Below are 16938 nucleotides of genomic sequence, written 5' to 3'. Positions count from 1 at the left end.
GATATCAGCCTTATCTTTATCAGCATCTTCTTGGATCTCGTAGCCTTCAAGATCAAGGGAAAACCTCCTATTCTCCTCAAGATACAAAGAAGGTATAATTACTTAATTACTTAATTACTTAATTACTTAATTACTTAATTACTTAATTACTTAATTACTTAATTACTTAATTACTTAATTACATTCATTTTCAGGATCACTCATCATCTTTTTTAAGTTGTTAAATTCCTGTATGTACCTATTTTCATCATAGACCAACTCTAAATTATTCTGCTTGTGATAAGTCACGAATTCGTCATAACGGCTAGTAACGAGTTGATAAAATGCAAACTCTGCTTTCATCCCATCACATTGGATTTTTTTTGCTTCTTTCCATTCAGCCTCACTTAACTCCTGACCTTTATAGGACTCATTGAACTGATACTCTTTTAAAAGCTTTTCTTGGCTTTCATCCAAAATTCTCAAATACTCCTTTTCAAAGTTTTGGTTATAAGTTGCAAAGCAATGACCTGATAGTAATATTCCTACTAGAAAAAAAACTTTTCTCATTTTGATCTCTTATATATTTTCAATAAGATATATCACATTTGAAAAAGTTAATCAGGCTTCTGAGTACAAACTGTAACACTGGTAAAAACATATTTATCTGGTCTGTCTATCTCAGATACATCGGTAAAGTTTAGGTAAATATCACGAATATTTACCCCTGTTTCAATTTCAAACTTATTGATCAGCTCTGCAATCTTATGAGTTAAAGCCTTTTCTAGCTCTTCCTTTCGCGTACAACATTCGGCAATTGATACTTTTGACATTGTAAGCACCTCTATGTTGGTTAAACTCCAATCTCCTTAAATTTTAGCCCATCCAGCTTTCTGAGATGTTCCAGAGTGTAAAGCCGCCCCCTCTGGATCAAAGAACTTACCCAAATCAAATCTTCCTTCTTTATAATAAGATCTCGAATCTCTTTAAGGTTGATTGCGCTGTATTGTGTATTTAAGTTCTAATTTTACTGACAAGAGAACTGAGTAAGGAGTGATAAAACAATGTCAGCATTTTTAATAATTACGGGACTCATCTTGGCTTTCTTTGGATTAATTTTTGGTCCACATATATTTCATAAACACATAAGAAATACCCAAGAAGGTAAAGCAATGAGCTTTTTATGTATGCTCCCAGGAATGTTTACGGTGATGCTTGGTTTATATTTGAGATGATAAATTATAGTTGAACTAAGCCCTACTAAGAGGGCTTTTATATATATCCCGATAAGAAATTTTCTAACCACTCATCAGTAATACAGAACTTTCTATATTAAATTTTGCTAATATATTGCCGCAAAATCATCTACTGAGTCACACTATTATGCCCAAACATTACATAGTTGTCGGAAGCCCAACGACGGGTGGCGGTGAAGTAATTAGCGGAAATAGAAACTTTCTTATCAATGGCAAACCAATCGCTTGTGTTGGTGATGAGGCTACTTGCCCGACCCATAATACAGCAGCATTCATCATGACAGGTGATTCAGAAACTCGGTTCGGTGGTTTGCCTGTTGCGCGTGAAGGTGACTTACTTTCATGTGGGTGCAAGCTATTGAAGTCAAAGACATCCTTTAATCAGGAAAAGGATGAAAAACACATAAATGAAAATTTTTAAATCTTTAAGTTATCTTTTATTCATTGGAATATTGGGTCTAAGCATATTTTCGAATGCATTTTCAAATGTTTGGCGATTAGCAACAGATCAGACTAACGACATTCCTGAAGAAAGCAACATCTTCTCTTTCCATCCAACAAAAATTAATGAGGGGTCGAGCAGCTATTGGTTATATGGAGAAGATTCAAAATATTATTACTACTTCTCAGAGACAGAGGAGAATACTTATTACATTTTTGATAAATCAATTTTATGCCCGAATATTGAAAAAATTGATTTTCGAACATGGTGTGAAACAATAAGGATCGTGAATGAAAAATAAAGCTTCATTACGAAATTAGAAATTTCTGAATGAAGTAATCTATACACAGTGTTGATAAAAATTCAATCAACCTGAAGACATTAAACAACCTATTTTCAAATATATGGGTGAATGCCTCTTTGATTTAATCCTACTCTTTTACGAACGCGAGTTTGATTTTCATTCAATAAGGCTTCAAGTAATCCATCTAAATTTTGATCATTCAGAGCTGAAGGAGTAAATTCTTCATAACCTAAACGACTGAAGAAAATATCTACTTTAGAGCTTTTCTGAACATATTTCATAGACCAATTTTTAAAACTATATTTTTGAATTTCTTTTATTTTAAATTCAAAAATATTTTTATGCCTTGAATCTTTTTTAATACTTTTTAATAAAGGTAAAACAATGAAGTCTTCTCCCTCCAAGCATTGAAAAAATGCATTATTTGCATAATACAACACACCAAATACAACATTTTTAGAGTTAAAGCCTCTTGCTACTGTTAAAATGTTGCTTAGATCATCGATCAAATCATCTGCAAGACCTTGTCGTGAACTGGCATAACACAATTGAATTTTCATATTCTTCCCTTATTCACAATGCTCAACTACTGTATCAAGACTTTTTGATAAATCTTGCCGAAGATCAAAATTGATATTCGACCTTACTTGCGTATAGAACTCTAACAAATCCCATGTTGGATACACCCGCATATAAAAATTACTTAGAGAGAAAAACCAATCATTTTTTAAGAAAAAGCTTATTTAGATGAGTCTTTGTGTAAAGCTTGAATTACACCATACAGGCTTTTGTTTTTTAATGCTATTTTTATTTCTTCACCTCCTTTCGTATACCATACAGCATACTTCTGTAAAAAAATATTAATAACTTTCAACTACTTTTCACCAAATTAAAAATAACATATTGTTTTAGATGTATATTTTTAATTTCAATGGTTTAGGATTTGGTTGTTTTTTAACCAATTGTAAGAAATTTCTCATAAGCATGTAAGCCAAAGATTATACCCTCATTTTATTGGATAATTATAATTCCTTCATACACCAGCATTTCAATAATCCATTATTTTTTTTATTGAGTTTAAAATATTTAGCCATGATAATTTTAGACAATAAAAATAATATAAATGCTTACTTTAAATAATGGTGTAGCACCCAAACCCACCTTTGAGATGAGGCCCTTAAAGGTGGGTATTCTCTTGTGAAATGAAACTAAGGAAAAGCAATGAATATCATTAAGAATTGTTTTATTTTTGCTCTTTCAGTAATAACTATTTCTTTAGTAATCATCTTATTTAATAAAATGGGAATGAATAAAAATTTTAATTTATTCTTTTCTGCATTCTTATACTCTGTTTTTATCACACTATACTTTAAAAACTTTCTAGTCAGCCTGCTATGCTTTTCTATATTTTATACCCTACTGTTTACATTAAGTCATTCGCTGGAAGTTTTTATGATGCTTTTAACTTCTCTATCAACCTTTACATTAATTGAGATTCTGATGCCAAAATTAAGAAAAAACTTAATCGTTCCACATTATAAAACTGATACTTTCTAGTTTTATCCAAATTATGCAACTATTGTCAGCTTTTTAATACTTAGCTCCTTACTCCTTTATAATCCTTACTGGTTTCATCAAAGATTTGCTTACAAGCGCTTTGGCTGAAATATCTTTAAATGCTGTAGCAAATCGAGATCGCAAATAAATTCTCTGGCTGAGTCGTGGGATCATTCTTTTGGATTCACTCGGCGCCAATGGTATTCAATTCATTAAGCTTTGACCTGGAAACTGGTGGTAGATATGTTTCTAAGGTAACTAAATACTAAAATTTCTGGTATCAGTAAAGGACTCACAACAGACTGTAATAGTCTTTGACACATCTAAAGATCATCCAAGAAATCAAAGAACTCCAAAAATTAAGTTATTAATATCTAATAAATTTATTGATTTTTTTCACCCAGTATCGAAAACATCAATGGTAAATTCTTGCCAAAATGCTCAATCCGGTATTTTTCATTCTCTTTCGTCATATTGCCAAAACAGTTATATGATGAGTAATCATATTCTTTGAATTCGAGAACATTTATTCCATGATTGATTAAACTTGTAAATATTTCACTCAGACTATGATTCCAAGTGATGGCTTGATAGTTTATTTCTGCTGATTTATCCGCATAAGAGCCCGTAGATGATTCATTTATAGGGTCATTTTTGAAATAGCTATATGTTATATTTTTAATTTCATCATCAAACATCCATATGACTGGATGAAATTCAACAATCAAAAATTTACCCCCAATTTTTAAGAAATTGGATATCACGTTAGCCCATAAATCTAAATCTTCTAACCATCCTATAACTCCGTAACTCGTAAATACGTAATCGTATTTTTTGTCTAAAACACTGGGGAGTTCATAAATATTGGAGCAAATAAAGTCTACATTTAAACCTAGTTCATCGTTAAACTCTTTTGCTTTTTTAATGGCTTCCTCTGAAAAATCTATAGCTGTAACATTGGCTCCAAGTTGTGCCAATGACATAGAATCCTGTCCGAAATGACATTGTAAGTGTAGTATGGATTTGTCTGAAATATCCCCTAAAATACCCAATTCTATTGGGTTCAACGTGTTTCTTCCTCTTAGAAAGGAAATATTGTCATAAAACTCGCTCTTGATATGTGCATTTGTTTTTAAATTCCAAGCATGCTTATTGATACAGATATAGTCATTCATCTTTTATCCTTAATTTCAATTTTTTTGCTATATTTACTTCGCTCATTTAACCTCTTTTACTATATTCTTTCTTTTTAAAAAACATTGCTTTTTTGCACCATAGAGGAGATAACAACATCGCACTCGTGATCATCGGATAATTGTAAATTTATGGCATTATTCAGGCTTAATCCACCCTACGAGAATGTTTAAGCGGATGCAATAATCACTGAATTGCTTTTGCTAATCCTGCTTGTACTTAAATCTCTATAAACTATGTGAAATGTAATTTAGCTTAGCAAAATACATATCAATTAGAAAAGCCATTTTATACTAGAATATCAAGCCAAATTCAAAATAATCGTCAGATAATGTGATTGACAAATATCCAGAAATTCATCTATAAATTATTATAAATTTCATATATCTATAAAATCTAGGAATAAGCACAATGGAACATCAGAATGACCTTCATCCTTTGGTTGCTCCATTAGCATCGCTTAACTACCTACATGAAGTACATCAATACATCGACAAGAATCTAACAGTGATGCAAGTTTATAACTTAATGACAGGTCATCCACCCTTTTGGCTACGTATCGCATTTAAAATCAGGGATTTTTTAAGTTCGAAGTTTGGAGGTGTTCAACCGATCAAAGGCTTTGATTCGGTTAAACCAGAAAATATTCAGATCAATGAAAAGTTAGATTTTTTTGATGTAGTAAAAATTACAGACAAGGAATTATATTTACAATCTACAGATAAACATCTCAGTGTATTAGTGGCATTACAACTTCAAGAACATGATGAATTAAAAAATGAGTTAACCGTCACAACCAGTGTGATTACTTACAATCTTTTTGGAAAAATTTATATGCTGCCTGTTTCTTTGGTTCATGGACTGATTGTCAAAAACTCATTAAAAAATTTGCATTAACCAATTGAAAGAACTGTCACTAAAAGCGGATATTCAATATCGCTTTTAGTGACTAGTCTAGAAATTGGAGGTCACAAAGATCTATATTTTCATATTAATCCCCAGTTGAAAACCTCGCCCTGGCAAAGGTGCAATGTATTTGAGTGGAGAGTTATGTGGTCTCGCTTCATCATCGAGTAAATTTGAACCATTGAGGAACACCTCAATATCAGAATTCTTGAATTTTAGATGCTTGCTAATCTGCATATCGACCATATTGAAGGCTGGTAAAGGCTCTTCCTCCGAAACATTCTTGCCTAGATATTTAGGTTTATCATAATAAATACTTGAGAGGCGTGCAGCCCAATCCCCTTTACTCCACTCTAGGCTCGCACCATAACGATTGGTGGGCATGTTTGGTAGATAATTACCATCATTAAATAAACTGGTCCGACTCGGATTTAAATTCTTATTTTTTACAAAATCCGCAAATGCGCCAAGCGTAAAAATACCAAATTGCTGAGTATTGATTTTCTGCTTAAGGTCAACTTCAAAGCCTGTGATTTCTGTATCTGTTTGAGTCCAGTATTTGAGTGGTAAGCGGTTCGCCGTTTGCATACCAGAATGAGTGAGATAGAGATAGTTTTCAAATTTCATCTTATATACAGTAGCCTCAAGATTAAAATCTTGATAATTGAATAAAGCTGTCAGCTCAGTATTCTTGGATTTTTCTGGTTCTAATTTTTGGTTGCCTTGCTCATTGATCATAATAGAATAATGATTACCGCTGGCATAAAGCTCATTGAGTTCAGGTGCACGCTCAGACACTGAATATCTAAGTTTTGCTCCAAAGTAGTCATTGATTTTAAGATAAGAACCAAAACTATAATTTTCCAAATCAAAACTGGTGTCTTGTAGTGTCGTATTCGGTGAATTACGAGCAACCTTAAAATCACTGTCTTTGATCGAATGATCTACTCGTTCTTGACGATAACCTGCATCAAAAGAGAGTCGATCCAAATCAATCTTCTCTTGAATAAAAAAGGCTTGGGTCTTGGTATTGACATTGGGAAGATAGCGTAGCTTGCCCTGCCCTTCGACACTACGGTTACTTTGACTCAGCCCAAGTAAACCATTCACGTGGCGAATAGGCTGATGTCTCAATACAATTTCGGCTTGTTTAGTATCAAAGCGGTAATCATTAGCCAGTTGTGGACCTAAATATTCACCTGAACGATTGATCACCTGATTCGCTTTAATATCAACGCCCTTTAAAAAGGGAATATCAAAATTAAACTGGCTATCTAGGCTGTATTTTCTTTGATCAGTCTTTACCCCAACGGGTAAGCCATCCTCATAGGAGGATTGAAATGACTTATTTTCTAAAGAAAAACCTGGTACGCCGTATGCATTTTTCTTCGAATCCGCACTTAGGCCAATATAGCCATTTTCCAAGAAATAAGTACTGCCAATCGCATAATGCTGATTTTCTAAATAACTGTTACCTAATTTACGATGGTAATTTAGGGTCACGTCTTGATTAATCTTGTTTTCTTTAAACTTAGGGGTATCAGGTATATATTCAGGATTGACTGGGTTGGTATAAGTTTTACCACTCCAAACAGATGTTGGTTTATCGGTATAAAATGAAAACTGGCCATCCGCCCAATCTGGATTTTCAGTCATAAATTGGTCGATATATTTTTGCGATGCGGTGTTATAGATCTGTTGTATACGTGCATCCTTTTGGCAGGCGTCTGCCAAGGCTGAACTCACCCCACCCGTTGCAGGAAAAATTCCACTATTACATTGTTCAGCTTTGCTATTCCCCGGAATTTTATAAGACGAAATATCCTGTTTAGAAAATAAAAAATTGGTTGAAAAGTTGCTTTGATTATTTAAATTCAGCTTAAAACCATGTGCATCGGTGCTGTTCCAGCCTTTTCGCACAGCCAGCTCTAAATTATGATCTTTCTTAGGAATTTCTTTGCTAATCAGACCATTCTCTACATTTACACTACCACCGATGGCATTTCCACCGTATCTCACACTATCCGATGACTTATTTACCTGAATAGATTGATTAAATAAAGGATCAAATGGAATGGCAATATTGCCACTGACAGCATTCATGCCATAAATCGCTAGTCCATCCTCAAGAATTTGTACACGATTTCCACTTAAGCTGCGGATAACTGGTGCGCCTGCATTGGGACCAAAAGAGCTACTCTGTACGCCTGACACCTGCTTGAGTGCATCACCCAAAGTTTGATTTTGTGTATTTCGATTCTCTACAACAATATTGTTCCCGATTGAAAGATCTGTTTCTGCTTTTAAACTAATATTTGGCAAAATTACAGGACTGTCCTGCTCATTTGCAGATGCTTGATGATGAATAAATAGAATGGCGATTGCCAAGGCTTTATAACGCACGTTGAACTCCTTAATTGTAATTGATATGTTATAACATAACAATTGAGTGTTCAAACAGAACCTAAACTCCATTTTTTCTGCTAAATATGGACTGCATGCAAAAATTTGATATAAGAAAGCCCAGATAACTCAAAAAGATCTGAGTAATCTGGGCTTTGCACTCTTAGCGATTAAAATAGTTAAAAGGTAGTTTTAGATAGCGAATGCCATTCGATTCCGGTTCTGGGAACCGCCCTGCATCCATATTAATTTGAATTGCAGGTAGAATAAGCTTTGGCATCGACAATGTTGCATCACGGCTTTGACGCATCCGTACAAAGTCCTGTTTAAGCGTTTTCATATTGATATGAATATTATGCTGCTTCTGTGCACAAATGCTGGTTTCATACACATATTCAGCTCGGCCTTCTGGCTTGTAGTCATGGCATAAGAAAACACGCGTTTGGTCAGGAAGTTGATAAAGGCTTTGTACAGAATCAAATAATAGATCAGCACTTCCTTTAGGAAAGTCGCAGCGCGCCGTACCATAATCTGGCATGAATAAGGTGTCGCCAACGAAAATAGCATCACCGATGATATAACTTAAGCACGCAGGGGTATGTCCTGGCGTTGGTATGTTATATGCGTCTAGGTTTCCAATACTGAAGTGTTCATGGTCTTTAAACAGATAATCAAACACCTGATGCGTATTAAAATATTTAAGATCAATATGATAAATCGCACTAAAGGTATCTTGAACAATCGCAATTTTCTCACTCATGGCAATCTTGCCACCCAGCTCTGATTTTAAATATTGTGACGCCGTTAAATGATCTGCATGAACATGTGTTTCCAATATCCATTCAACTGTGAGTGCTTGAGATTGAATGTAGGTAATCATCTCATCTGCATGTTGTGTGGAAGTTGAAGCTGAGGCAGCATCATAATCCAAAACACTATCAATAATCGCGCAATGCTTTGTTTCAGGATCATGCACAACATAACTAAAGGTATTGCTCTGTTCATCAAAAAAAGCTTTGACTGTTGGATGTTGCATTGCATTTCTCCTACTGTTTGGCCCAAAGACGATGGATCAACATGCCGAGTAGCATTGCGCCTATAAAATACCAAACCTCAAAATAACCCAGTCCGATCAAAGTAATTGCAGGTGCTGGGCAAATGCCTGCAATGCCCCAACCCATACCAAATAATATCGCACCTGAGATCAACTTCTTATCAATTTGATTATTCTTTGGTAAAGCAATCGCCTCACCTGATAATGTTTTGGGACGACGCAATGCTTTCTGAAATGGAATGAATGCAACCGCAATTGCTCCAATCATTACAAACATCAAACTAATATCCCAAGCACCAAAAATATCTAGAAAGCTCAAAACTTTCTCAGGATTTGACATGCCTGAAATCAATAGGCCCAGTGCAAATATACTGCCAAAGATAAACGCAAATAGATTTTTCATTACGCGGCTCCCAGAATATGACGTACAACATATACCGTAACGAAACCAGCAAACATAAATGTCATTGTGGCAACGATTGAACGTGGTGATAAACGGCTAATCCCACAGATCCCATGCCCACTGGTACAACCTGAACCTAAACGAGTCCCAAAGCCCACCAACAGTCCAGCAATGATTAAAGCGAGCGGAGACGACTGCATGATAATTTCAGGCTTAACAAAAATTTGATAAATAAATGGTGTAATAATGAGGCCTAATAAAAACCAAAAAGCCGAACTACTCAAAAATGTTTTGGGCTGTAATAATTGTGCAATCAAGCCACTCACACCCGCTATACGCCCATTGACGTATAAATAACCAACAGCCGCTAATCCAATTAACGCACCACCCAACAAAGCTAGAATAATACTTGTCATCATCCTTCCACCAATCAATATATGTTTTTATAATATATCATTCAGAATATTATTTAAATAAATCTATTTAATATTAGCGCTTAATCACTAATTTTTATGAAATTAGGCACATATTGGTAAGTTTTTTTGAAAAATAAGTATTTTTACTTGAATCATAAGCATCCAAATCGGTGACAAAACAGTATTGAAATACTTTAATGAGCCAACTAATTGCACTGAGAAAGTAGCTTTCCAAACCAAAGTGGAAACAACTATCACGTACGCTAGAGAGATTTCTCATCGATCAACCTAATCTATTTCTACTCAAAAAATCCATTTTCTCACCACTTGAAGAATGATCAGATATCAACGCTTAATGGCTTGCATCTGCAAGTTGCGACTGTGTTCGTAACAATCATGAAATTTATGGTGCTTGATATTCATTAATTAAAAAAGCAGCCATATTTCAAAAAACATAGCTGCTTAATCAGTCTATTAAACAATATCGACCACAACTTTAATTGAAGCAGAGCCACTTTCTAGGTAATCATGAGCTTCAAGCGCATTTTCCAGAGTAAACGTACGTGGATCAACAATCGGTTTGATTTTTCCCGCTTCAACATACTGGGTTAATTGCCGCAAAATATCTCCATGATGAGCCCGTCCTTGACCCGATAACATCGGTAATAACACAAACACACCTGAAATGGCTGCAGCACGTAAAGAAGATGGTGCTAAATTGATTTCACCAAAGGCATAACAACTTGCAATATGTCCATAGGGTTTTATCGCTGATAATGATGCGGCAAGCGTATCACCTCCTACAGTGTCATAAATAATATCAAACCCCTGACCTCCAGTATATTTCTGCACATAATCTTCAACGCTTTGTATTGCATAATCAATTGCTGTAGCACCTAGCCCCTCAATCATTTTCTGACGCTTTGCTGAACCAGTCGCATACACATGTGCACCTTTCGCTTTCGCTAGTTGGACAACCATATGACCAACACCACCAGTACCCTGTACTAAAACCGTATCGCCTTCTTTTATTCGAGCCTGATCAATCAAGCCTTCCCAAGCAGTTAAGAAAACTAGCGTTAAAGCCGCGGCTTCACGCATAGATAAATTTTTAGGCTTAATAGCAAGTAAATCCGCATCTACAGCAATATATTCGGCTAAAGTGCCTTGTAGCCCTCGGACACCACCGGCAAGACCATAGACCTCATCTCCGACCTTAAAAGCTGTCACGTTGTTCCCAACCTCAACAATTTCACCTGCCAGATCTGTTCCTAATACTGCAGGTAGGACTGAATCTGCATAAGGTGCAGCACCTTCACGGATTTTATAATCAATTGGATTCACACCGCTGCTATGAATTTTTACTAAGACTTCATTTGCATTAATCTCAGGAATTGGAATTTCAATAAGATTAAATTCCTTAACATCATAACTTTTCAGGATTTGTGCTTTCATTTTATTTACCTTTATTCATGAAAAAATTCGCCGAACAATCGGGACTGATAAAGAAATGTACTGAAAAATTTAATCAAAAAAAATGATATAATATGGATTTCTTAATTCCATAATATGGAATAACCTATGAATAACTATTTCGAATTGATTAAAATCTTCTGTACAGTTGCAAACACAGAAAATTTCAAAAAAGCCGCGATACAGTTAGGAAAATCCCCACAATCAATTACACGTGCGATTCAGGAGTTGGAAGATCAGAAGGGTGAGATTCTTTTTTATCGAAGTACACGAGGTCATAAAATCACCCGTGAAGGAGAAGAACTACTAAAACAGGCCCAACCATTAATTAACAAAATTAATGAGTTAGTCAAGAACAGTGCAAATGAAGCAATTGAAGATGTTTCAGGTCATATCCGTCTGACCATGCCAACCACATTTGGTCGGCATATCATTATCCCCTTAATTGCAAAGTTCCAAATTGATTATCCAGAGATAAAAATCAGCTGTATGCTGACTGATGAACACAGCAATGTCATTACGAATCAAGTAGATATTGGTATTCGGATTGGCTTTCTGAATGACAATCGCTTTGTCTCTCGTAAAGTCATGAACATAGGATTTCACGTCGTCGGTGCTCCATCACTGGTAAACAGAGTTGGACAGCCACAACAGATTGAGGATCTGAATCATTTTCCAATTATTGCATTCGAGAACTTATCTTCGAATCAATATTGGTTCTGGGGATTTGAATATGATCAGACTTTTATGCCCAATTTACCTCTCTTTTCAACCAATGATCTTGATGCTTATTGCCAAGCATTAACTGATGGGATTGGTTTTGGTCATATTCCAGAGTTTTTAGCATTACCGATGATTAAACAAGGTACCGTTGTTGAGGTGATGCAAAATATTAAATCATCTCCTTGGGGCTTATATTTATATCGTCCACAATTAGGACCAACACCTAAACGAATAAAATTACTTTATAACTATCTCATTGAAAATTTGTTAAAAAAACAATAATTGCTGTTTGCAACCTATACATTCATCATCACCTTAGCAACTAAGTTCATAAAAAGTTTAACTTTTTAAACTTAGATACTCTAAGTGATAACTTTAATAATTGGAGCAGCAAGATGTGAATTTATATGTTGTGTTGCAAAAACGGATTTGATGTTCATCCAGCAATTCTGACTCTTGGTTGAATAAATTATAGATTTTTGATTAAGTCTCTTCTTTTTTAAAATCATCAGTTTGAATATATCTAAGGACTCGTGATCGCGCATTAAGCCCAACATTTGGACTTATAATACTGCTTTTTCAAGTTCATCTACATCGAAATATGTCGAGACGATAAAAATTCTTTCATGATACTTTTCCATAAGTATTCAGCCCATGCAAACTCTAGGTGTAGGCTGTTGTATTGACTTACACAACAGCCTATTTTTAGGTTTTAATAGCGTCCGCAGTGCTGTAATAAAGGTATAAATAACTGATTTTGCTGATACCTTTATGCGCAAGAAGGTTAACTTTATCTATTTTTTAACGACAAGCTTAACGAACGAGATCTTCAATACCAATCAGTTTTGGTAATTTATCGATTATTTTATTTAACTCGGCATTTGCTGGAGAAATACATCCAGTGTAATGGCTCAGTTTGGTTACAGTACCATCAGGCTTTTTCCAAGAGAAATAAGCACTTGGCTGGTCAGTTGCTGTTTCTTCACAACCTGTTGTTTTGACATTTGCGCCCGTAGCAGGACGATAGGTTTTTAGCTCTTGTTGTAATTTCTTATAAACAGAAGGATCAACCGTTAAATCCTGAGTTCCTGTCACCTTGGTATATTGTTTACCATCAAAATGAACAGCTCCTTCAGGTGTAATCTCAACAGAATAGATTGGGCATGCACCAAAACATGGACTAGACGAATAGCGAATTGTTTCTTGCGCCGTATCCTGAGGTTGTTGAGGAGTGGTTGCGCAACCAACTAAAGAAAAAGTAAAAAGGCCCGCAATGAATAATTTTTTCATTTGTTGATCCGTTATAAAGTATGTTATTCAAATTTAACAAATCGTAGAAATTTTGTCATTTAGATTGATGTAAAAAAATGGAAAAATCACTTAAATTTGCTTAGGCTATTTGGAATCAGAGAAAAAAATAAGAGCTGTACATCCGTTAATTAAGCTTAGTCTTGAGCTTGAAGAATTAAGCGAGCAAGTTCTAGATCATCAGTATAAGTAATCTTGATATTATCTGAACGTCCCTGCACCACTTGTACAGGTTCATCCACATATTCCAAAGCACTTGCTTCATCAGTGATCACGATGTGATTGGCCAAAGCCTTTTCAATTGCACCTTTAAGAACGCCGAGTTTCGCCATTTGTGGCGTTTGTGCTTGCCACAACAACTCACGGCTTACAGTTTTCTCAATCTGATGTTGCTGAGGGACTCGCTTAAGGGTGTCACGTACAGGAATAGCCAAAATCGCACTTTGATTTGAATACTGGGCTGATTCGACTAAATTTGTTAGGCAGTTTACAGTTACGCATGGCCGTGCAGCATCATGGACCAATACCCAATCATCTGCATGGGCAATTTCAGATAAATAGATCAAGGCATTCAAAACAGAATGTACACGCTCCTCGCCACCCAAACAAAAATGAAGTTTATCACTATGCTGAAAAGCGAGGGTTTTCGCAAAATTATCTTGTGCACCAATGGCAAGTACGCAACCTGCTAAATCTAACGAATTCAGTCGATTGACGGTGTGCTCAAGTACAGTATGCTCTTGAATATACTGGTATTGTTTTAATTCAGTTTTTGAAAAACGACTGCCCGAACCCGCTGCTGGTACAACCGCCCACAGCTTAGTCTGGGTTTTCATTGGTTGCAGTGTCTTCTTTTGCATTTGGATCGATATAAATCGGTTTGTAATGGGTACTAATAGTACTCATTTGCACAAACGTCTCATTTGGTTTAATCAAACCTAAATCTAAACGTGCATGTTCTTCAATGGCTTCGCTGCCATTTTTTAAATCAAAAACTTCCGCCGCTAAAATACGATTACGTTCTTTTAGCTCAGTATTAATTTCTGCTTGCTGCGTAATTTGTTGAGTTAAAGCTTGGTGAGGAAAATACCCTCCCTCACCTAGCCAAAACTGATACTGCAAGCTTGCCACCAAAGCGATGACAAGCACCAGAATCAATTTACTAGAGGTCGATCGAAACATCTCTATCATGAAAAATTCCCTACATCCTTCTTACAAGGAAGATCATCTGCAAATTCTATATGATTATGAATTTGCAGAGTTTCTCTCTTTTGTAAAGAAAGATGATCAGAAGCATTCAACATAGATAAATTGACCTTATTTTAGACCTTTGAATTCAGCTTTACCGCGGTAAGCTGCATTCGTTAATTCTTCAATGCGAAGTAATTGGTTATATTTTGCTACACGGTCAGAACGGCAAAGTGAACCGGTCTTGATTTGACCCGCTGCGGTACCAACTGCCAAGTCAGCAATTGTTGAATCTTCAGTTTCACCAGAACGGTGTGAGATCACAGTACTATAACCATTTGCTTTCGCAAGGTAGATGGCATCTAGAGTTTCAGTCAATGTACCAATCTGGTTGTATTTGATCAGAATAGAGTTACCGACTTTCTCATTGATACCACGTTGTAAAATCTTAGGATTAGTTACGAATAAATCGTCACCAACCAATTGGATTTTGTCACCAAGGATTGAGGTTAAGTAGCTCCAACCTTCCCAGTCAGATTCATCTAAACCATCTTCAATCGAAATGATTGGGTATTGGTTTACAAGACCCGCTAAATAGTCAGAGAACTGGTTGCTTGTGAATGCTTTATTACCTTCACCAGCAAGAACATATTGACCATTTTTGTAGAATTCTGAAGAAGCACAGTCAAGTGCCAACATAATATCAGAACCTGCTTTGTAACCCGTTTGGCCAATCGCTTCAAGAATAACTGTGATTGCTTCTTCGTTTGAACGCAAGTTTGGTGCAAAACCACCTTCATCACCCACAGCAGTGTTTAAACCTTTTTTGTTTAAAACTGATTTTAGAGAATGGAAGATTTCAGCACCTGCACGTAATGCTTCTGCAAAAGATGTAAAGCCTACAGGCTCAATCATGAACTCTTGAATATCAACATTATTGTCTGCATGCGAACCACCATTGATGATGTTCATCATTGGTACTGGCATGGTCAAAGTCGTTTGACCACGAAGATCAGCGATATATTGGAAAAGCGGGATTTTCTTTTCATCGGCAGCAGCACGTGCAGCAGCCAATGAAACTGCTAAAGTTGCGTTAGCACCTAATTTTTCTTTGTTTTCAGTACCATCAAGCGCGATCATCGTATTATCGATGTCTTTTTGTTCGAATACTGATTTGCCCACTAAAGCGTCACGGATAATGGTATTGACGTTATTAACCGCAGTTTTAACACCTTTACCCAAATAACGTGCTTTGTCGCCATCACGAAGTTCTAAAGCTTCACGAGAACCAGTTGAAGCACCAGATGGTGCACATGCACGACCAACAACCCCAGATTCTAAAATAACGTCTGCTTCGATGGTTGGGTTACCACGAGAGTCCAAAATTTCACGTGCGCGGATGTCAACGATTTGGCTCATGAACAATTCCTCTGTTGAATGAAAAACAAGATGCAAATGATTGCATCAATGGGTGTCTAACTTTTTGAATCCTTTAACCAAAGTATCCAATTCTTTTAATTGCGCCAAGAATGGCTCAAGCTGAGATAAACGCAATGCACATGGTCCATCACATTTTGCAATTTCAGGTTCAGGATGTGCTTCCAAGAACAGGCCTGCCAACCCTGTTGCCATACCCGCACGCGCTAGAGTCGTAATTTGGGCACGGCGACCACCTGCAGAATCAGCACGCCCACCTGGGGTTTGCAATGCATGGGTCACATCAAAGAATACAGGCACATTCATGTCTTTCATGGTGTCAAAGCCAAGCATATCGACAACCAAGTTGTTATAACCAAATGCTGAACCACGTTCACAAAGAATGAGTTTGTCATTCCCAGCTTCCAAACACTTATGCAAAATATGACGCATTTCGTGTGGTGCTAAGAACTGTGCTTTTTTGATATTGATAATGGCTTGGGTTTTCGCCATTGCTTCAACAAGATCAGTCTGACGACTTAAGAAGGCAGGAAGTTGGATAATGTCGGCAACTTCGGCAACTGGTGCTGCTTGGTACGGCTCGTGAACGTCAGTGATAATCGGCACATTAAAATGCTTTTTAATGTCAGCTAGCCATTCAATGCCTTTTTCCAAACCTGGTCCACGGTATGAGTTCAGGCTTGAACGGTTTGCTTTATCAAAGCTCGCCTTAAATACATAAGGAATGTCTAAGCGCTTGCAAATATCAACATAAGTTTCAGCAATTTCAAATGCTAAATCTTTTGACTCTAGTACGTTCATTCCGCCAAATAATACAAATGGCAAATGATTTGCCATTTGTATATCGCCTAAACGTACAACTTCTTGTGGTTTTAATTGTGACATTTAAACTTTC

18 protein-coding genes and 1 pseudogene are annotated in these 16938 nt (G+C 36.1%); 4 read left to right on the top strand and 15 right to left on the bottom strand.

Annotated features, from left to right (window positions below):
• Positions 1 to 174 precede the first annotated feature (174 nt).
• On the bottom strand, positions 175 to 549 hold the full coding sequence (locus F957_RS10980; RefSeq protein WP_016660328.1) for a hypothetical protein: 375 nt from the start codon (positions 547 to 549) through the stop codon (positions 175 to 177).
• A 47-nt stretch (positions 550 to 596) separates the two neighbouring features.
• Positions 597 to 812, bottom strand: a complete 216-nt coding sequence (locus tag F957_RS10985) for a hypothetical protein (protein WP_016539990.1) — start codon at positions 810 to 812, stop codon at positions 597 to 599.
• Between the two features lie 550 nt (positions 813 to 1362).
• Here F957_RS10985 and F957_RS10990 point away from each other — a divergent pair.
• The gene (locus tag F957_RS10990) at positions 1363 to 1656 is read left to right on the top strand and encodes a PAAR domain-containing protein (RefSeq protein ID WP_016660326.1); all 294 of its coding nucleotides are present in this window, start codon (positions 1363 to 1365) and stop codon (positions 1654 to 1656) included.
• Positions 1657 to 2073: 417 nt separating this feature from the next.
• On the opposite strand, the gene F957_RS11000 is transcribed toward F957_RS10990, so the two are convergent.
• Positions 2074 to 2541, bottom strand: coding sequence for a BLUF domain-containing protein (locus tag F957_RS11000; protein ID WP_016539987.1), 468 nt, complete (start codon positions 2539 to 2541; stop codon positions 2074 to 2076).
• Positions 2542 to 3202: 661 nt separating this feature from the next.
• On the opposite strand from F957_RS11000, the gene F957_RS21885 reads away from it, so the two are divergent.
• Positions 3203 to 3538 carry a hypothetical protein gene (locus F957_RS21885; RefSeq protein ID WP_016660324.1) on the top strand — a complete coding sequence of 112 codons (336 nt, stop codon included), beginning with the start codon at positions 3203 to 3205 and terminating at the stop codon, positions 3536 to 3538.
• Positions 3539 to 3653: 115 nt separating this feature from the next.
• Here F957_RS21885 and F957_RS22080 read toward each other — a convergent pair.
• A pseudogene (locus F957_RS22080) lies at positions 3654 to 3847 on the bottom strand (hypothetical protein).
• Positions 3848 to 3921: 74 nt separating this feature from the next.
• The gene (locus tag F957_RS11010; RefSeq protein ID WP_016539986.1) at positions 3922 to 4713 is read right to left on the bottom strand and encodes a class I SAM-dependent methyltransferase; all 792 of its coding nucleotides are present in this window, start codon (positions 4711 to 4713) and stop codon (positions 3922 to 3924) included.
• 430 nt (positions 4714 to 5143) lie between these two features.
• Here F957_RS11010 and F957_RS11015 point away from each other — a divergent pair, with 430 nt between their 5' ends.
• The gene (locus F957_RS11015) at positions 5144 to 5629 is read left to right on the top strand and encodes a DUF2867 domain-containing protein (protein WP_016539985.1); all 486 of its coding nucleotides are present in this window, start codon (positions 5144 to 5146) and stop codon (positions 5627 to 5629) included.
• Between the two features lie 81 nt (positions 5630 to 5710).
• On the opposite strand, the gene F957_RS11020 is transcribed toward F957_RS11015, so the two are convergent.
• The 5 genes from F957_RS11020 to F957_RS11040 form a co-directional block, all read right to left on the bottom strand.
• Positions 5711 to 8041 carry a TonB-dependent receptor gene (locus F957_RS11020; protein ID WP_016539984.1) on the bottom strand — a complete coding sequence of 777 codons (2331 nt, stop codon included), beginning with the start codon at positions 8039 to 8041 and terminating at the stop codon, positions 5711 to 5713.
• A gap of 163 nt (positions 8042 to 8204) precedes the next feature.
• Complete coding sequence (locus F957_RS11025; RefSeq protein WP_016539983.1) at positions 8205 to 9077, bottom strand: MBL fold metallo-hydrolase; 873 nt, start codon at positions 9075 to 9077, stop codon at positions 8205 to 8207.
• 10 nt (positions 9078 to 9087) lie between these two features.
• Positions 9088 to 9498, bottom strand: coding sequence for a DUF6691 family protein (locus F957_RS11030; RefSeq protein WP_016539982.1), 411 nt, complete (start codon positions 9496 to 9498; stop codon positions 9088 to 9090).
• Positions 9498 to 9914, bottom strand: coding sequence for a YeeE/YedE family protein (locus F957_RS11035; RefSeq protein ID WP_016660323.1), 417 nt, complete (start codon positions 9912 to 9914; stop codon positions 9498 to 9500). The genes F957_RS11030 and F957_RS11035 overlap by 1 nt, the downstream gene beginning before the upstream one ends.
• A gap of 474 nt (positions 9915 to 10388) precedes the next feature.
• Positions 10389 to 11369, bottom strand: a complete 981-nt coding sequence (locus F957_RS11040; RefSeq protein WP_016539980.1) for a zinc-dependent alcohol dehydrogenase family protein — start codon at positions 11367 to 11369, stop codon at positions 10389 to 10391.
• A 126-nt stretch (positions 11370 to 11495) separates the two neighbouring features.
• Here F957_RS11040 and F957_RS11045 point away from each other — a divergent pair, with 126 nt between their 5' ends.
• The gene (locus F957_RS11045; protein ID WP_016539979.1) at positions 11496 to 12392 is read left to right on the top strand and encodes a LysR family transcriptional regulator; all 897 of its coding nucleotides are present in this window, start codon (positions 11496 to 11498) and stop codon (positions 12390 to 12392) included.
• Positions 12393 to 12923: 531 nt separating this feature from the next.
• Here the strand turns inward: F957_RS11045 and F957_RS11050 are convergent.
• The 5 genes from F957_RS11050 to kdsA all read right to left on the bottom strand — a co-directional run bounded on the left by F957_RS11050 (position 12924) and on the right by kdsA (position 16928).
• Positions 12924 to 13400 carry a DUF6438 domain-containing protein gene (locus tag F957_RS11050; protein WP_016539978.1) on the bottom strand — a complete coding sequence of 159 codons (477 nt, stop codon included), beginning with the start codon at positions 13398 to 13400 and terminating at the stop codon, positions 12924 to 12926.
• Between the two features lie 155 nt (positions 13401 to 13555).
• On the bottom strand, positions 13556 to 14254 hold the full coding sequence (gene ispD, locus F957_RS11055; protein ID WP_016539977.1) for a 2-C-methyl-D-erythritol 4-phosphate cytidylyltransferase: 699 nt from the start codon (positions 14252 to 14254) through the stop codon (positions 13556 to 13558).
• Positions 14238 to 14609, bottom strand: a complete 372-nt coding sequence (ftsB, locus tag F957_RS11060; protein ID WP_004653719.1) for a cell division protein FtsB — start codon at positions 14607 to 14609, stop codon at positions 14238 to 14240. The genes ispD and ftsB overlap by 17 nt, the downstream gene beginning before the upstream one ends.
• Positions 14610 to 14735: 126 nt before the next feature.
• On the bottom strand, positions 14736 to 16025 hold the full coding sequence (eno, locus tag F957_RS11065) for a phosphopyruvate hydratase (protein WP_016539975.1): 1290 nt from the start codon (positions 16023 to 16025) through the stop codon (positions 14736 to 14738).
• Between the two features lie 45 nt (positions 16026 to 16070).
• On the bottom strand, positions 16071 to 16928 hold the full coding sequence (gene kdsA / locus F957_RS11070; RefSeq protein ID WP_016539974.1) for a 3-deoxy-8-phosphooctulonate synthase: 858 nt from the start codon (positions 16926 to 16928) through the stop codon (positions 16071 to 16073).
• Between the last annotated feature and the right edge of the window lie 10 nt (positions 16929 to 16938).

This window comes from Acinetobacter gyllenbergii CIP 110306 = MTCC 11365 (genome assembly GCF_000413855.1).
Lineage (GTDB): Bacteria > Pseudomonadota > Gammaproteobacteria > Pseudomonadales > Moraxellaceae > Acinetobacter > Acinetobacter gyllenbergii.
The sequence above is the reverse complement of the archived record's forward strand: the minus strand, read 5'-3'. Positions and strand labels throughout refer to the sequence as shown.